Origin of the sequence: Caballeronia temeraria, assembly GCF_001544795.2 — a bacterium.
In the GTDB taxonomy this organism is placed as follows: Bacteria; Pseudomonadota; Gammaproteobacteria; order Burkholderiales; family Burkholderiaceae; genus Caballeronia; species Caballeronia temeraria.
The window spans coordinates 202057-218717 of the sequence record NZ_FCOI02000002.1; the positions used below are offsets into that span (position 1 = coordinate 202057).

The following is a 16661-nucleotide window of genomic DNA, read 5'->3' on the forward strand; positions in this document are numbered from 1 at the left end:
CGCGATAGTCTCTGCTATAGTTTCACCTCTTCGTTGGCCCGGTAGCTCAGTTGGTAGAGCAGCGGATTGAAAATCCGCGTGTCGATGGTTCGATTCCGTCCCAGGCCACCAGAATGCAAGAAGCCCGAGAGTGTGATCGCTCTCGGGCTTTTTCATTTTTCGGATGAAAAAAAACGCGCAGCCCGTACCAGCGGACTGCGCGTTTTTTCTTTTCATCTACCGATGCTTACTTCGGGTTTGCCGCGACGAAATTCTTGAATGCGGTGTACGACGCCTTCTGCGTTTTGCCGTCGTTCTTCAGGAGACCGTACGCGCCTTCACCGCCTGCGGGATCGTCGTACAACTGGTACGTCTGGATCGCCTGAATGTTGTACTTCGACGCCACCGCGACGAACTCCGCCATCATCTTGTTGCCGACCAGATAAGACGCGATCTGCTGATCCGAGCCCAGCCACGGACGCACGCCGTATTCGTTGATCCAGATCGGCTTGCCCAATTGCTGAAGGGTCGCGAGTACGTCGTGGCAACCCGTGCCGCCGCACGCGTTCGTGATGTCGCCCATGTCCGAGTACCAGTGCCATGCCGTGATGTCCCAGTTCACGATGGGATGTCCCGTCGTGCCGTCCGGCTGCGTGCCATTGGCGAGCATCTGATCCAGACCGTAGTGCATCCACGTGCCGCCGCCCATGACGATCTTGCCGTTCGCATCGACCGACTTCACGCCGGCGATCATGCCGCGAATCACGCCGCGCGCAATCTGGAACCTGGTGTTGTCGAACTGCTGCGGATAGACGCCGTCCACGTTGCTGTAGATGGTCATCGCGTCCAGTTCGTTCGACACTTCGTAGTACGGGTACTTGTAGGCGGTGGCCGTCCAGGCGCCGAGCTGATAACCGGCGTTATAGGCGTCGGTCTCGCTGTTGAAATCGATGCTCATCAGCATCACCGGATACACCGTCACGCCGCCGGCCGCCATCGTTTTGGCGATGCCTGCCAGCTTGTTCGCGGAGCTCTGGTTGTACACCTCGTTTCGATACAGCTTCACGCCGAGATCCTGCAACTGCGAGAGTTGCAACGCCGGGCTGGAAATGTCGTAGGCGCCGCCTTCGTTGTTGTGGCCGTTCGCGCCATAGAAGATCGAGCTCGTAGCCGGGACCGACGCCGCTGCCGCCGTCTTACGGCTTGCCGCCGCCGCGGTCGACGCGGTGTCGAGCGCGTCGTTCCCGCCGCCTCCGCAGGCCGCCATCAAGAGGCTGGCCGCGACCGCAATGGCGATCAGGCTCGTCTTGGGCGCAAGCCGGGTCCCGGAAGCGCGGATAGCGCGAAATTTGGTCTGAATGTGATTTTTCATTGTTGGCACTACTGATAGAGGTGGTGTGCATCGGCGAAATCGGTGCGGCTTCCGGAGCGCCGCGAAGAAGGGCGGATCGGAGACGAACCTGCGGTCCCGCGTAACCCTGCGGGAGGGTTTTCAGTCGATAAATTCGAACTGCGAAATGATTGCGGTCGTGGTTCGACCGGGGATCGCGGTCGCCACGATCGCGAAAGGCTCGACCCATCCGGCGCGAGGTAAAAACTACTCGTACTTGTAACTGATGGCCGCTGTTTTGTTACATGTATAACGGCGTCGCTTTTGCCGAGTTGAGAAAAATCGACGGATTTGCCGATATATTTCTTCTGACGATGGAAGTAATTACTGATATGGCGTCAGGCAAGCTCCGCCATCGCGTCGAGCTCGGCGAACAGGCGTGCTCCGTGATAAAATTCGCGCCGAATTAAGGACTTGCCTCGTCCTCGGACCCGCAAGTCCTTTTCTTTTCGACGCTCCGAATCGCTCGTGCGACGCGCCGGAAACAACACCCGGCGCTCGTTCATCCGTCCCACATTCCGCTATCGGCGGCATAAAAGGCGTGCGCGTCCGGGCGAAGGCCGCCGGCCTATACTGGACTCGCGGGCAGTCTTGCCCGCGCCGCTCGTCGCGAAGTCCGGTCACTCCGACTGCCTGTGCGGCGTGCGACGCCCATCACATTCACGGAGTACGGAGTTTTCACGGTGACTCGGATAGACGCTAAAGACAGCGCGCTCGTGCTGTTTTCCGGCGGCCAGGACTCGGCCACTTGCCTCGCCTGGGCGCTCGAACGTTACAAGACGGTAGAGACGCTCGGTTTCGACTACGGACAACGCCATCGCGTGGAACTCGAATGCCGCGACGGCTTTCGCGCCGCGATCGTGCGCGAGTTTCCGCAGTGGGCGGAGCGTCTCGGCGAAGATCACATGATCGATCTGTCGGTGCTCGGCGCGATCAGCGATACCGCGATGACCCGCGAAATCGAGATTCAGGCGACCGCGAACGGCTTGCCGAACACCTTCGTGCCGGGCCGCAATCTGCTGTTCATGACGATTGCTGCGGCGGTGGCGTATCGGCGCGGATTGAAGGTGCTGGTCGGCGGCATGTGCGAGACGGACTTCTCCGGCTATCCGGATTGCCGCGACGACACGATGAAAGCGCTGCAGGTCGCGCTCAATCTCGGCATGGAAACGCGCTATGCGCTTGAAACTCCGCTGATGTGGCTCGACAAGGCCGACACGTGGCGGCTCGCAGAAACGCTCGGCGGCGAAGCGCTCGTCGAACTGGTGCGCATCGAGACGCACACGTGTTACGTCGGCGAGCGTGCGGAATTGCACGACTGGGGCTTCGGCTGCGGCCAATGCCCGGCATGCAAACTGCGCAAGCGTGGTTATGAGGCGTATCGCGCGGGCGAGCAGGTCGATACCGCGCCGGTTTGATTATTTTTTTAAGGTTCACAGAGCAGTCATGACGTATTCGGTGAAGGAAATTTTCTACACGTTGCAGGGCGAAGGCGCCAATGCCGGGCGCCCGGCCGTGTTCTGCCGTTTCGCAGGCTGCAATCTGTGGTCGGGACGCGAGGAAGATCGCGCGGACGCCGTCTGCCAGTTTTGCGATACCGATTTCGTCGGCACCGATGGCGAGAACGGCGGCAAGTACAAGACGCCTTCGGAACTCGTCGCGAAGATCGCATCGCTGTGGCCGGAAGGCGAGGCGCACAAGTTTGTCGTGTGCACCGGCGGCGAGCCGATGCTCCAGATTGACCAGCCTTTCGTCGATGCGCTGCATGAAGCCGGCTTCGAAATGGCGATCGAAACGAACGGTTCGCTGCCGGTGCTCGAGAGCATCGACTGGATTTGCGTGAGCCCGAAAGCCGATGCGCCGCTCGTCGTGACGAAGGGCAACGAGCTGAAGGTGGTGGTGCCGCAAGACAACCAGCGTCTCGCGGAATATGAGAAGCTCGACTTCGACTACTTCCTCGTGCAACCGATGGACAACGCATCGCGCGACATCAACACGAAGCTCGCGATCGACTGGTGCAAGCGGCATCCGAAGTGGCGTCTGTCGATGCAGACGCATAAATACTTGAACATCCCCTGAACGCCGTGCAGACGATTACCCGAAAACTCGAATTCGATGCGGGCCACCGCATTCCCGATCACCGCAGCCAGTGCCGCAATCTGCACGGGCATCGCTACGTGCTCGAAATCACGCTGCAAGGCGATCTCGTCGACGTGGAAGGCGCGCCCGACCGCGGCATGGTGATGGACTTCGCCGACGTGAAAGCGCTCGCGATGGAGCATCTCGTCAACAAATGGGATCACGCGTTCATCGTCTATGAAGGCGATGTCAAAGTGCGCGAGTTCCTGCAAACGCTGTCGGATCACAAGACCGTCGTGCTGGATCGCATTCCGACGGTCGAGAACCTGGCGGCCGTCGCGTTCAACATTCTCGCGGATGTGTACGACGCCCATTACGGCATCAATCTGAAGCTCAAGCGCGTGCGTCTCTTCGAAACGCCGAATTGCTGGGCCGACGTCGAGCGCGGCTGATTTTCCGCGTGCGTGCGGCCGGAAGCCCTCCGGCGCGCGCGCTTTTGTCACGGTATGATCGTCCGATGAGTCGCCCATCCTCCGAGGCGGCGAGACACGGAGCGCACGCATGCCGTCCCTTCTTCCGTCCTTTTTGCGGCCGCGCGCGGTCATCCTTCAAACCCTCGAAGGAGCCGCGCGATGAGCACCTTCACCAATCCCCTCAAGCAGCGCTTTTCGGAACCGGGCACGTTGTTCGGTCTGTGGCTGTCGCTCGGCAGCGCCGATGCCGCCGAAGCGCTCGCGCACGCGGGCTTCGACTGGCTGTGCATCGACATGGAGCACTCGCCGAACGATAGCGCCGACGTCGTCGCTCAATTGCGCGCGATCGCCGCCGCGCATCTGCCGAGCGAGCCGATCGTGCGCGTGCCGGCCAACGAAGGCTGGCTCGTCAAGCGCGCGCTCGACGCGGGCGCACGCACGCTGATGTTCCCGAACGTGCAATCGGCGGAAGAGGCGGCGCGCATCGTGAGGCTCACGCAATATCCGACCGAAGCGGCGCTGCACGGCTTGCGCGGTGTCGCGGGCGTAGTGCGCGCGGCGGCTTACGGCATGCGGCGCGATTACATGGCGAGCGCGAATGCGCAGATCGCGACGATCGTGCAGATCGAGTCGGTGGCGGCGCTCGAAGCCGTCGATGAGATCGCCGCGACGCCGGGCGTCGATTGTCTGTTTATCGGCCCGGCGGATCTCGCGGCGAGCCTCGGTCATCTCGGCGACGGCAAGCATCCGGACGTGCAGGCGGCGATCAACAAGATCGTCGATGCGGCGAATCGCGCGGGCATCGCGAGCGGCATCTTCGCGCTCGACGCCGCGAGCGCGAAGCAATACGCGCAGGCGGGCATCAAGCTCGTCGCGATCGGCGCGGATGTGATGTGGCTGTTGAAGGCGACGCGTCAGGCGTTGCAGGAGGCGAGATCATGAAGACCGTCGTCGCTGCGATCATCGCGATGGCGCTCGCCGGGGCGGCCCGCGCGGACAACACGCCGAAGCCGACCGATATCGCGACGCAAAACGCCGTCGCCGATTACAACGCGGGCAATCTCGTCGCGGCGCGCTCGGAGTTCCGGCGCGCGGCGCAGAAGGGCAGCCGCCTCGCCGAATTCAATTACGCGATGATGCTGCTCAACGGCGAGGGCGGACCCGCCGACGTGCCGGAAGGCAAGAAATGGCTGCGCCGCGCCGCCGATGCCAACATGACTCACGCGCAATACGTGTACGGCAAGATGTACGACGACGGGCAGTTCGTCGAGAAAGACCCGGCGGAGGCACATCGCTGGTTTTTGCGCGCGGCGAACCAGGGCCACGTTCAGGCCGAACTCGCGCTTGCGAACCAGTTCCTCGATGGACGCGGCACCGCGCGCGACAACACGCAGGCGTTCACCTGGTACAAGAAAGCGGCGGAAGGCGGCGACATGACGGCGCAATACGTCGCGGGTTCGTTCCATGAACGCGGCGGCGATGGCGTCGAGCGCAATCTGAACGTCGCGCGCGCCTATTACGCGGCGGCGGCCGCTCAGGGCGATCCGGCGGCGAAGCTCAAGTATCTGCAACTGAGCACCGAACTGGAACAGCAAAAGCCGCAGTGACGGCGGGCATCGGCAATAAAAAAGCCGCGGACGAAGCCGCGGCTCATGCATACGTCGATAAGAAACCGGCTAACTCTGCATCAAACGCTTTTGCCGCGCGACGCTCATGATCAGCCCGACCGCGACGCCGAGTGTCGTCAACGCCGTTCCACCGTAACTCATGAACGGCAGCGGCACGCCGACCACGGGCAGAATTCCGCTCACCATGCCGATGTTCACGAACGCATAAGTGAAGAACGCGAGCGTGAGTGAACCGGCCAATAATCGCCCGAAGAAGGTTGCGCCGTTCGCTGCAATGAACAGCCCGCGCGCGATCAGCGCCATATAGAGAAAGAGCAGGACGAGCCCGCCCGCGAGCCCGAACTCCTCGGAGAACACGGCGAAGATGAAGTCGGTGTGCTTTTCGGGGATGAATTCGAGGTGCGCCTGCGTGCCCTTCAGCCAGCCTTTGCCGAACGTGCCGCCCGAGCCGATCGCGATGACCGCCTGAATCGTGTGGAAGCCTTTGCCGAGCGGATCGGACGTCGGGTCGAGCAGCGTGCAGATGCGATGCTTCTGATAGTCGTGCATCATCGGCCAGACGACTTCGGGCTGGCAGATCTTGTCCTGGAACGTCGCGATGCCCGCCACCGCGATGACCGCCGCGACCAGCACCGGCACGATCAGCTTGAAACTCAGTCCCGCGAAATAGATGACGAACATGCCCGCCGCGAACACGAGCACGGCCGTGCCCAGGTCCGGCTGCTTCGCGATCAGGCCCACGGGCAGCAACAGGATGATGAAGCCGACGAGATAGTCCCACCAGCGGATGTTGCTTTCGCGCTTCTGGTAGTACCACGCGAGCATCAGCGGCATCGCGATCTTCATGATTTCCGACGGCTGGATCACCACGCCGACATTGAGCCAGCGTTTCGCGCCCTTGCGCGTGAGGCCGAACGTGGCGACCGCGATCAACAACGCGACGCCGACCGTATAGAGCGGCACGGCGAAGCGCATCAGCATCTGCGGCGGGATGTTGGCGAGCACCCACATCAGCCCGAAGGTCAGCATGATGTTGCGCAACTGGTCTTCGACGCGTCCCGGCATGTCGAGACTGGCGCTGTACAGCGTCACGATTCCGACGCAGAGCAGCAGGAACACGATCAGCGCGAGCGGCTTGTCGAAGCCCGCGAACATGCGCTTGGCGCGGTCCAGCAGCTCGCGCTTGTCGAATTGCATGTGCAGTTGCATGGCGATTCCTTTACTCGTCGATGCCGCCGGACGGCGCGAGAACGCGCACACCGTCGTTTTCATTGCCGCGCACCATGCTGGGCGTCGGCTCGGTCGGGCGCTTTTTCGGCGCGGGCGCGCGGCCGGGCGTGGACGCGGGCAGCGCCGCCGCGGGCGCAGCGGGCGCAGCCGACGCGGCGCGAGGCTTCGAGGCTTTCGGTGCGGAAGCGGGAAGCGAGGGCGCGGACGCCGCCTTCGCGACTTCCGGATTCGACGCCGCCTGCGGCGAAAACGCCGGCGACGAATTCGCCACCGACGCCGGCAGCGCGACGGCGGCAGGCGGTTGCTCGCCGCCGATCATCGGCAGGCCGGCATCGGTCGTGGCGGACGCCGCTGCGGCGACGGCGGCGGCTTCTGCGCCCGGCTTGAGGCGATCGATGAGATAGTAGTCGAGCACCTTGCGCGCGATCGGGCCCGCGGATTCCGCGCCCCAGCCGCCGTTTTCGACGATCAGCGCAAGCGCGATCTTCGGCTGCTCCGCCGGCGCGAACGCGATGAAGAGCGCGTGGTCGCGCAGATGCTCGGCGAGCGCGTGGCCCTTGTAGTTCGCGCCCTGCAGCGAATAAACCTGCGCCGTGCCCGTCTTGCCCGCCGCCAGATACGGCGCGCCCGCGAACACCTTCGCCGCCGTGCCGTTCGTCACGACGCCTTCCATCGCGCGCTTGATGAAATCGACGTCCTTCTGCTGCACGGGAATCTTGTCGCTCGGATCGCGCACGACGGGGCGCGTCGCCTTCGTGATCGGATTTTCGATATCGCGCACGAGGTGCGGCTTCATCACGACGCCGTTGTTCGCGAGCGTCGCGGTGGCGTGCGCGAGTTGCAGGATGGTGAACGAGTTGTAGCCCTGCCCGATGCCGAGGCTGATCGTTTCGCCTTCGTACCACTTCTGCTGCTCGGGCTTGCGATACGCCTTGCGCTTCCATTCCGTCGACGGAAGGATGCCTTTCGCCTCGCCCGCGATATCGATGCCGGTAATCTGGCCGAATCCCCACGGTTTCATGAAGCCGGCCATCGCGTTCACGCCGAGATCGCGCGCGAGCATGTAGAAGTACGTGTCGTTCGACACGACGATCGCGCGGTTCATGTCCACCCAGCCCTGACCCGAGCGCACGTCGTTGCGGAACGTGTGGCCGCCGAACGTGAAGTAGCCGGGATCCTGGAAGCCCCAGCCCGGCGTGCGCTTGTGCAGCGTCAGCGCGGCGAGCGCCATGAACGGCTTGTAGGTCGAGCCCGGCGGATACGTGCCGTGCAGCGGACGATTCAGCAGCGGATGATCCGGCGAGTTGTTCAGCGCGTCCCAGGTTTGCTGGTCGATGCCGTCGACGAACGAATTCGGGTCGAAACTCGGCGCCGAGACGAACGCGAGCACGTCGCCCGTGGACGGCTCGATCGCGACGAGCGCGCCGCGCTTGCCCGCGAACGCCTGCTCCGCGACCTGCTGCAAACCGATATCCAGCGACAACTGCAGATTGTTGCCCGGCGTCGCCTGCGTGCGCGACATCGTGCGCACTGGACGGCCGCCCGCCGTCACTTCCACTTCCTCGAAACCGGTCAGGCCGTGCAGCTCCGTTTCGTAACTCTGCTCGACGCCGATCTTGCCGACGTAGTCCGTGCCCTTGTAGTTGTTGGCGTCGAGACGCGGATCGTAGTGATCCGAGCTTTCGTCGTTGGCGTCGCTCGCGTCGTCGATACGCTCCTGATCGCGCTGCGAAATGCGCCCGATGTAGCCGATCACGTGCGCGGCCGTCGTGCCGAGCGGATATTGGCGGAACAGGCGCGCCCGGACTTCGACGCCCGGAAAGCGGAAACGCTGCGCCGTGAACTTCGCGACTTCCTCGTCGGTGAGACGCGTGCGAATCGGCAGACTTTCGAAATTCTTCGAATCTTCGAGCAGCTTCTTGAAACGGCGGCGGTCGCGCGCGTCGATCGGAATGACCTGCGAGAGTTCGTCGATGGTTTCGTCGAGCGTGCCGTTGATCTTCGAGCGCGTGATTTCGAGCGTGTAGGCCGAATAGTTCTTCGCCAGCACGATGCCGTTGCGGTCGGTGATGATGCCGCGATTCGGCACGATGGGCGCGACCGAAATGCGGTTCTCGTTCGCCTGCAACGAGTATTTGCTGAAATGCCAGACCTGCAGATACAGGAAACGCAGCCCGATCAGCCCGAAGCAGACGAACACGAACAGTCCCGCCGCCGCGACGCGCAGGCGGAACTTCGACAACTGTTGCTCGGTGTTCTTTATTTCGGTCATGCAGCTTTCGCGGTGTGCTCGCGATTCAAGTGTAGTTCGCGCGCGGCGGTTTATTCGGTCACCCGGCGCCGCGCGGCAAGACTCAGATGGGACGCGTATCGTCCGGGTCGGCGGCGCGGCGTTGCGGCATCAGCAAGAAGAAACTCGCGATCGGCCAGAGCAGCGCTTCGACGAATCCGTTAACCAGATAACTCCAGCCGGGGAACGCAGCGCCCGTCATCAGGCGGATGAGGAACGGTACGAGATGCGCGCCCACGAGCAGCGGCGCGACGACGAACATCTGCACGGGCAGCGTCATCCACAGCACGCGGCGATGAATGGTAATCGCGCCGTACGAAAGAAGCGTGTAAGCCAGTGCGTGCTCGCCGAGCAGATTCGCGTTGTGCACGTCCATCAGGATGCCGAGCATGAACGCGATGCCCATGCCGACCTTGCGCGGCTGATGCACGTTCCAGAACAGCAGCACGAGCGCGACGAAATCGGGCACGCCGATCAACCGTCCCCACGGCATCAGGTTCAGCAGAAACGCCGCGGCCAGGCTGAAGGTGATGAAGTACGGATTGACCGGTTGCAGGATGTATTGCGGACGGTTCATCGCGCGGCTCCCGAAGATGCGGGTTTCGGCGCGTGCGCCTTCTTGGACGGTTTCGCCGCCGCGCCCGATGCCGCCTTGGGCGCCGCAGCCTTGGCTGCCGGTGCTTCCGCGGGCTTGGCCGGCGCCGTTGCGGCAGGCGCGGAGCCCGCCGCCGGTGCCGATGCACCCGCCACCGCCGATGCGCCGCTCGCACCCGCTGCCGCCGCCGCTTTCGGCGCGGCCTTCTTCTTGCCCTTGTTTTCCTTCGCTTCCCTGGCGGCCTCGGCCGCTTCGACTTCGATCGGATTCGGGGGCTGATTCAGGTTGTAGTGCAGCACGAGCAACTGACGCGCACCGCGCACCGCCGCGATCGGCACACAGACGACGCGCGCGAACGCCGTGTCCGCCTGCTTGTCGACGCGCAGCACCTTCGCGACCGGCAGTCCCGGCGGATAGATGCCGTCGAGGCCGCTCGTCACGAGATCGTCGCCGGCCTGCACGTCGGCGCTGATCGGCACGAAGCGCAGATCGAGCGTGTCGCCCTTCGGTGTGCCGTAGATCACGCTGCGCAAACCGGTGCGCGCGATCTGCACGGGCACGGCCTGATCTTTGTCGGTGAGCAGCGTGACTTCGGATTGCAACGGAAACACGCGCGTGACCTGACCGATGACGCCGTCTTCGGTGACCACCGGCGCGCCATCCTGAATATTCTGTTGCGAACCCTTGCCGATGACGACCTTCTGCGTGAACGGATCGCGCGTGTCGTACTGGATTTCGGCGGGCGTTTCTTCCGTGGTCGCGCGCGATTGCAGATTGAGCAGCGCGCGCAGATGCGCGTTTTCGATGGCGAGCTGCGCCGCGTCGCCAGCCTTCACGGAAAGTTCGAGATTCTTGTCGGCGAGCTTCTTGTTTTCGCTGCGCAGCGTGGCGCTCGTCACGGCGAGATCCGCCGCGCCCATGAAGATGTCGCGCGGCACGAGTGCTGCGCGCTGCAACGGATAAAGCCCTGCGCCGAGCATCCCGCGAACGATTTCCAGCGTGCTGTATCGAGCATCCGAGACGAGCAGCGCGATGGCGAGCACCACGAAGAAAATCAGGCGCGCGAGCGCGGAAGGGCCTTGCTTGAAAAGTGGCGGCGGACTGTATTCCATGGTCGGCGCCGAGGGCGTGAACGGATGGATCGATGCTGCAGGTTACTTCGCCAGTGGCGAAACCTGCCCTACGCTGTTTCGACAACGGCCCGGACGGATGCCGGGCCGTGCGCGCGTCGCGTTACGCGGGTGCTTGTGGCTTTCGCGTCGAAGACCATTGCGCCCGGGGAAGGAGAGCGAAGGTCTTCGGCTGGACGATCACTCGTAAGAGAAGATGCTGCCGAGCTTGTCCATGCGTTCGAGCGCCATGCCCGAGCCGCGCACCACGCAGGTCAGCGGATCTTCGGCGACGAGCACCGGCAGGCCGGTTTCTTCCGCGAGCAGACGGTCGAGATCGCGCAGCAGCGCGCCGCCGCCCGTCAGCATCATGCCGCGTTCGGCGATATCCGCGCCGAGTTCCGGCGGCGTCTGTTCCAGCGCGATCTTCACCGACGACACGATCTGGTTCAGCGGGTCGGTCAGCGCTTCGAGAATTTCATTGCTCGAAATGGTGAAGCTGCGCGGAATGCCTTCCGACAGGTTGCGGCCCTTGACTTCCATTTCCTTCACTTCGGAGCCGGGGAACGCCGAACCGATTTCCTTCTTGATGGCTTCGGCGGTCTGCTCGCCGATCAGCATGCCGTAGTTGCGACGGATGTAGTTGACGATAGCCTCGTCGAACTTGTCGCCGCCCACGCGCACCGAACCCTTGTACACGATGCCGCCCAGCGAAATGACGCCGACTTCGGTCGTGCCGCCGCCGATGTCGACGACCATGGAGCCCGTTGCTTCCGAGACCGGCAGGCCTGCGCCGATTGCGGCGGCCATCGGTTCTTCGATCAGATAGACCTGCGACGCGCCCGCGCCGTGTGCCGCTTCCTTGATGGCGCGGCGCTCGACCTGCGTGGAACCGCACGGCACGCAGATGATGATGCGCGGCGACGGCGAGAACATGCGGGATTCGTGAGCGGTCTTGATGAACTGCTTGATCATCTGCTCGGTGACGGTGAAGTCGGCGATCACGCCGTCCTTCATCGGGCGGATCGCCTCGATGTTGCCCGGCACCTTGCCGAGCATCTGCTTGGCTTCCTTGCCGACCGCCTGAATCGTCTTCTTGCCGTTGGGGCCGCCTTCCTGGCGAATGGAAACGACCGAAGGCTCGTCGAGGACGATGCCCTTGCCGCGCATGTAGATCAGCGTGTTGGCGGTGCCGAGGTCAATCGCCAGGTCGTTGGAGAAATAGCTGCGCAAAAAACCGAACATTCAAAAATCCTGTCTCGCTGGGTGGCCGTTCGTCGCGAGGAGCGCCGGGGACGGCAGCGGAAAAAATAACGGTTTGCCGGGGCGGCGAACGCTCGCCGGGAAGAGCAAATCCGGGAAGAAATCTACCGCAGAACGGAACGCTGCACGCAAACGTTTCTCACAATTTACTGATTCAGGGAGAAAGCCGCCGACAAGCCGATCCAGAGGTGAGTCGAACGTGTAATGATACCTTATAATTTGTGGGTATCTATAGGAAAAGGATGGCAGTTTTTGCCATCGCCAAACCTGTTTCCGAGGGCTCCTTTCAAGATCGTAACTGGCTGTTGCAGCGAATGTTTTTGAGATTGAGGCCGTCCACGCTTTCTCCGGTGATTCCATGTCTTTGACCCTGACCGACGTAAAACGCATCGCGCACCTCGCGCGGCTCGAATTGCCCGACCACGAAGCCGAGCCCACGCTCGCGCGGCTCAACGATTTTTTCGGTCTCGTCGAGCAGATGCAGGCCGTCGACACGACCGGCATCGAACCGCTCGCGCATCCGATCGAGCAGATCGAGGAAGTCGCGCTGCGTCTGCGTGACGACGCAGTCTCAGAGCGTGTCGAGCGCGAAGAGTTCCAGCGTTCCGCGCCTGCCGTGCAGGACGGACTGTATCTCGTGCCGAAAGTCATCGAGTAAGTAACAAACATTCAGCGTGCGCGTGAATCCGACCGCGCTCATCAGGGAACTGCAATGCATCAAAAAAGCTTGACCGAACTGCGCGCCGCGCTCGACTCGAAGGACGTCTCCGCGGTCGAACTGGCGCAGTCGTATCTGCAGCGCATCGAGGCCGCGAAGGACTTGAACGCGTTCATCGGTATCGACGCGGCGCTCACGCTCGAGCAGGCGAAAGCCGCCGACGCGCTCATCGCCCAGGGCAATGCCGGCGCGCTCACCGGCCTGCCGATCGCGCACAAGGACGTGTTCGTCACGCGCGGCTGGGCGTCCACCGCCGGCTCGCACATGCTCGAAAACTACGCGAGCCCGTTCGATGCCACCGTCGTCGATCGTCTGAAACAGGCCGGCATGGTCACGCTCGGCAAGACCAACATGGACGAGTTCGCAATGGGCTCGTCCAACGAGAATTCGTACTTCGGCGCGGTGAAAAATCCGTGGGATACGAAGTCGGTGCCGGGCGGCTCGTCGGGCGGTTCGGCCGCTGCCGTGGCCGCGCGTCTCGCGCCCGCCGCGACCGGCACGGACACCGGCGGCTCGATCCGCCAGCCCGCGTCGTTCACCGGCATCACCGGCATCAAGCCGACTTACGGCCGCGTTTCGCGTTACGGAATGATCGCGTTCGCGTCGTCGCTGGATCAGGGCGGCCCGATGGCGCAAACCGCGCACGACTGCGCGCTGCTCCTCAACGCGATGGGCGGTTTCGACGAGCGCGATTCCACGAGCCTGCAACGCGAGAACGAAGACTACGCGCGCTATCTCGGCAAGACGTGGAATGGCAGCGACGACGCGAGCAAGCCGCTCAAGGGCCTGCGCATCGGCATGCCGAAGGAGTATTTCGGCGCGGGGCTGGCCGACGACGTGCGCGCGTCCATCGACGCGGCGTTGAAGCAGTATGAAGCGCTCGGCGCGACGCTCGTCGAAGTCACGCTGCCGAAGACCGAGCTTTCGATTCCCGTGTACTACATCATCGCGCCGGCGGAGGCTTCGTCGAATCTGTCGCGCTTCGATGGCGTGCGCTACGGGCATCGCGCGGCTGAGTACCGCGATCTGCTCGACATGTACAAGAAGTCGCGCGCGGAAGGCTTCGGGCCGGAAGTGAAGCGGCGGATTCTCGTCGGCACGTACGTGCTGTCGCACGGCTACTACGACGCGTACTACCTGCAGGCGCAGAAGATTCGCCGCATCATCGCGCGCGATTTCCAGGAAGCGTTCAAGCAGTGCGACGTGATCATGGGCCCGGTGGCGCCGTCGGTCGCGTGGAATCTCGGCGAGAAGGCCGACGATCCCGTACAGATGTATCTCGCCGATATCTACACGCTGTCCGTGAGCCTCGCGGGCCTGCCCGGCATGAGCGTGCCGTGCGGCTTCGGCGCGGGCGCGAATGCGAATCGGCCGGTCGGTCTGCAGATCATCGGCAACTATTTCAACGAAGCCCGGATGCTCCAGGTCGCCGACGCGTATCAGCGCGTGACCGACTGGCACCGCAAGGCACCATCGGCATCGGGAGTGTGAACATGCAGTGGGAAGTCGTCATCGGTCTGGAAACGCACGCGCAGCTTTCCACCGTCTCCAAGATTTTCTCGGGCGCACCCACGCAGTTCGGCGCGAGCCCGAATTCGCAGGCGAGTCCAGTCGATCTCGCGCTGCCTGGCGTGCTGCCCGTGATGAACCGCGGCGCCGTCGAGCGTGCGATCCGCTTCGGCCTCTCGATTGGCGCGCATATCGCGCCGCGCAGCATCTTCGCGCGCAAGAACTACTTCTATCCGGATCTGCCGAAGGGCTATCAGATCAGCCAGTACGAGATTCCAGTCGTGCAGGGCGGCACCATCACGATTCAGGTTCCGGCCAACGAGAAGGCGGGCAAGGAAGCCTACTCGAAGACCATCAACCTGACGCGCGCGCACCTCGAAGAGGACGCGGGCAAGTCGCTGCACGAAGACTTCGCGGGCATGACCGGCATCGACCTGAACCGCGCGGGCACGCCGCTGCTCGAAATCGTCACGGAGCCGGAAATGCGCAGCGCGGCGGAAGCGGTCGCGTATGCGAAGGCGCTGCATGGTCTCGTCGTGTGGCTCGGCATCTGCGACGGCAACATGCAGGAAGGCTCGTTCCGCTGCGACGCGAACGTGTCGGTGCGCCCGGTCGGCCAGGAGGAATTCGGCACGCGCGCCGAGATCAAGAACCTGAATTCGTTCCGCTTTCTCGAAGAGGCGATTCAATACGAAGTGCGTCGCCAGATCGAGCTGATCGAAGACGGCGGCACGGTGGTTCAGGAAACGCGTCTTTACGATCCGGACAAGCGCGAAACGCGCTCGATGCGCAGCAAGGAAGATGCGCACGATTACCGCTATTTCCCGGACCCGGACTTGATGCCGCTCGTCATCGACGCATCGTGGATCGATCGCGTGAAGGGCGAATTACCCGAGCTGCCGGCGGACATGCAGAAGCGTTTCGTCGATACGTACGGTCTGACGCCGTATGACGCGGGCGTGCTCACATCGTCGAAGGCGATGGCGTCGTACTTCGAAGCGCTCGTGCAGAAGGCTGGCGCGGCACAGGCGAAGATCGCCGCGAACTGGATGATGGGCGACGTCTCCGCGCAACTGAACCGCGAATCGCTCGATATCGGCGAATCACCGGTGTCGGCCGCGCAGCTCGCGCTGATCATCCAGCGCATCGCCGACGGCACCATCTCCAACAAGATCGCGAAGGACATTTTCCAGACGATCTGGGAAGAGAAGGCCACGGACGAAGCCGCCGCGGATCGCATCATCGACGCGAAGGGACTGAAGCAGATTTCCGATACCGGCGCGCTCGAAGCGATCATCGACGAGGTGCTCGCGGCGAACCAGAAGTCGGTCGAGGAATTCCGCGCGGGCAAGGAGAAGGCGTTCAACGCGCTGATCGGCCAGGCGATGAAATCGACCAAGGGCAAGGCGAATCCGCAGCAGGTCAACGAGCTGCTGAAGAAAAAACTGTCCTGAAACAGTCAGAACTGACTAGCGGGCTGCTCAACGGGCTGCTGCCGATTAAACTTGGCAGCAGCCCGTTTTTCATTGGCGAACCCGAGAGCACGAGACATGGCAAAGAAACCCGAACTCGACGATTTCCGCGTGCCGTTCTTCGACGCCGGCAAGAAGCTGAAACCGTTCGACCTGAGCGCGGTCGACCCGTCCGCGAAGCCGTTTTCCAGCGGCACCAAGGACATCGACCGCGAGCGTCTCGCGGCGATCGGCGTGCAGCTCGACGATCTTCAGGAGAAACTCCACGCGCAGCGTCGCCGGCGCGTGCTGCTCGTGCTGCAAGGCATGGACACGAGCGGCAAGGACGGCACCGTGCGCGCGGTGTTTCACGACGTCGATCCGCTCGGGCTGCGCATCGTGCCGTTTCGCGCGCCGTCCGAGCGCGAGGCCGCGCACGATTTCCTGTGGCGCGTGCACGCGCAAGCGCCGATGGCCGGCGAATTCGCGATCTTCAATCGCAGCCACTATGAAGACGTGCTCGTGCCGCGCGTGCTGAAATCGATCGATGCCGACGAGTGCGAGCGGCGCTATCGCCATATCCGCGAGTTCGAATCGCTGCTCGCGGATAGCGGCACGACCATCGTCAAATGCTTCCTGCATATTTCGAAGGACGAGCAGCGCGAGCGGCTGCAGGCGCGTATCGACGATCCGACGAAACACTGGAAGTTCGACGTCTCCGATCTCGACGCGCGCAAGGGGTGGGACGACTATCAGGCGGCGTACGCGGACGCGCTCGCCGCGACCTCGACGGATTACGCGCCGTGGTACATCATTCCGGGCAATTCGAAGACGCATCGCAACGTGATGGTCGCCGAGCTGCTCTTGCGCACGTTGCAGGACATGAAGCTCGAATTCCCGCCGGCCAAGGAATCGCTCAAGGGCGTGAAGGTCGAATAATCAAGATC

Annotated in this window: 15 protein-coding genes and 1 tRNA gene; 10 read left to right on the forward strand and 6 right to left on the reverse strand. The window is 63.1% G+C overall.

Annotated elements, in window-relative coordinates:
* Positions 1-35: 35 nt before the first annotated feature.
* Positions 36-111, forward strand: a tRNA-Phe gene (locus tag AWB76_RS03405).
* Positions 112-226: 115 nt separating this feature from the next.
* On the opposite strand, the gene AWB76_RS03410 is transcribed toward AWB76_RS03405, so the two are convergent.
* On the reverse strand, positions 227-1246 hold the full coding sequence (locus tag AWB76_RS03410; protein ID WP_061158997.1) for a hypothetical protein: 1020 nt from the start codon (positions 1244-1246) through the stop codon (positions 227-229).
* An 806-nt stretch (positions 1247-2052) separates the two neighbouring features.
* Here AWB76_RS03410 and queC point away from each other — a divergent pair.
* The 5 genes from queC (at position 2053) to AWB76_RS03435 (ending at position 5528) form a co-directional block, all read left to right on the forward strand.
* Positions 2053-2787, forward strand: coding sequence for a 7-cyano-7-deazaguanine synthase QueC (gene queC / locus AWB76_RS03415; protein WP_061158714.1), 735 nt, complete (start codon positions 2053-2055; stop codon positions 2785-2787).
* A 28-nt stretch (positions 2788-2815) separates the two neighbouring features.
* Complete coding sequence (gene queE, locus AWB76_RS03420) at positions 2816-3448, forward strand: 7-carboxy-7-deazaguanine synthase (protein ID WP_061158715.1); 633 nt, start codon at positions 2816-2818, stop codon at positions 3446-3448.
* Positions 3449-3453: 5 nt separating this feature from the next.
* Positions 3454-3900: a 6-carboxytetrahydropterin synthase QueD gene (queD, locus tag AWB76_RS03425; protein WP_061158716.1), complete on the forward strand. Its 447-nt coding sequence runs from the start codon at positions 3454-3456 to the stop codon at positions 3898-3900.
* Positions 3901-4080: 180 nt separating this feature from the next.
* The gene (locus tag AWB76_RS03430; protein ID WP_061158717.1) at positions 4081-4863 is read left to right on the forward strand and encodes an HpcH/HpaI aldolase family protein; all 783 of its coding nucleotides are present in this window, start codon (positions 4081-4083) and stop codon (positions 4861-4863) included.
* A complete protein-coding gene (locus AWB76_RS03435) occupies positions 4860-5528 on the forward strand; it encodes a tetratricopeptide repeat protein (protein WP_061158718.1) in 669 nt (222 codons plus the stop codon). The genes AWB76_RS03430 and AWB76_RS03435 overlap by 4 nt, the downstream gene beginning before the upstream one ends.
* Before the next feature lie 69 nt (positions 5529-5597).
* Here the strand turns inward: AWB76_RS03435 and rodA are convergent, their stop codons facing one another.
* From rodA to AWB76_RS03460, 5 genes are all read right to left on the reverse strand, one after another.
* Positions 5598-6746, reverse strand: coding sequence for a rod shape-determining protein RodA (gene rodA / locus AWB76_RS03440; RefSeq protein ID WP_061158998.1), 1149 nt, complete (start codon positions 6744-6746; stop codon positions 5598-5600).
* Between the two features lie 22 nt (positions 6747-6768).
* Positions 6769-9051, reverse strand: a complete 2283-nt coding sequence (gene mrdA / locus AWB76_RS03445; protein ID WP_061158719.1) for a penicillin-binding protein 2 — start codon at positions 9049-9051, stop codon at positions 6769-6771.
* Between the two features lie 82 nt (positions 9052-9133).
* Complete coding sequence (mreD, locus tag AWB76_RS03450) at positions 9134-9646, reverse strand: rod shape-determining protein MreD (protein ID WP_061158720.1); 513 nt, start codon at positions 9644-9646, stop codon at positions 9134-9136.
* A complete protein-coding gene (gene mreC, locus AWB76_RS03455) occupies positions 9643-10776 on the reverse strand; it encodes a rod shape-determining protein MreC (RefSeq protein ID WP_061158721.1) in 1134 nt (377 codons plus the stop codon). The genes mreD and mreC overlap by 4 nt, the downstream gene beginning before the upstream one ends.
* A 198-nt stretch (positions 10777-10974) precedes the next feature.
* Positions 10975-12018, reverse strand: coding sequence for a rod shape-determining protein (locus AWB76_RS03460; RefSeq protein ID WP_004189550.1), 1044 nt, complete (start codon positions 12016-12018; stop codon positions 10975-10977).
* 376 nt (positions 12019-12394) lie between these two features.
* Here AWB76_RS03460 and gatC point away from each other — a divergent pair, with 376 nt between their 5' ends.
* The 4 genes from gatC (at position 12395) to AWB76_RS03480 (ending at position 16653) form a co-directional block, all read left to right on the forward strand.
* Positions 12395-12694: an Asp-tRNA(Asn)/Glu-tRNA(Gln) amidotransferase subunit GatC gene (gene gatC / locus AWB76_RS03465; RefSeq protein ID WP_035509719.1), complete on the forward strand. Its 300-nt coding sequence runs from the start codon at positions 12395-12397 to the stop codon at positions 12692-12694.
* Positions 12695-12748: 54 nt separating this feature from the next.
* Positions 12749-14245, forward strand: coding sequence for an Asp-tRNA(Asn)/Glu-tRNA(Gln) amidotransferase subunit GatA (gatA, locus tag AWB76_RS03470; RefSeq protein ID WP_061158722.1), 1497 nt, complete (start codon positions 12749-12751; stop codon positions 14243-14245).
* Positions 14246-14247: 2 nt separating this feature from the next.
* Complete coding sequence (gene gatB / locus AWB76_RS03475) at positions 14248-15717, forward strand: Asp-tRNA(Asn)/Glu-tRNA(Gln) amidotransferase subunit GatB (protein ID WP_061158723.1); 1470 nt, start codon at positions 14248-14250, stop codon at positions 15715-15717.
* A 96-nt stretch (positions 15718-15813) separates the two neighbouring features.
* Positions 15814-16653 (forward strand): PPK2 family polyphosphate kinase, encoded by an 840-nt coding sequence (locus AWB76_RS03480; RefSeq protein WP_061158724.1) that lies wholly within the window; start codon positions 15814-15816, stop codon positions 16651-16653.
* The last annotated feature ends 8 nt before the right edge of the window (positions 16654-16661 follow it).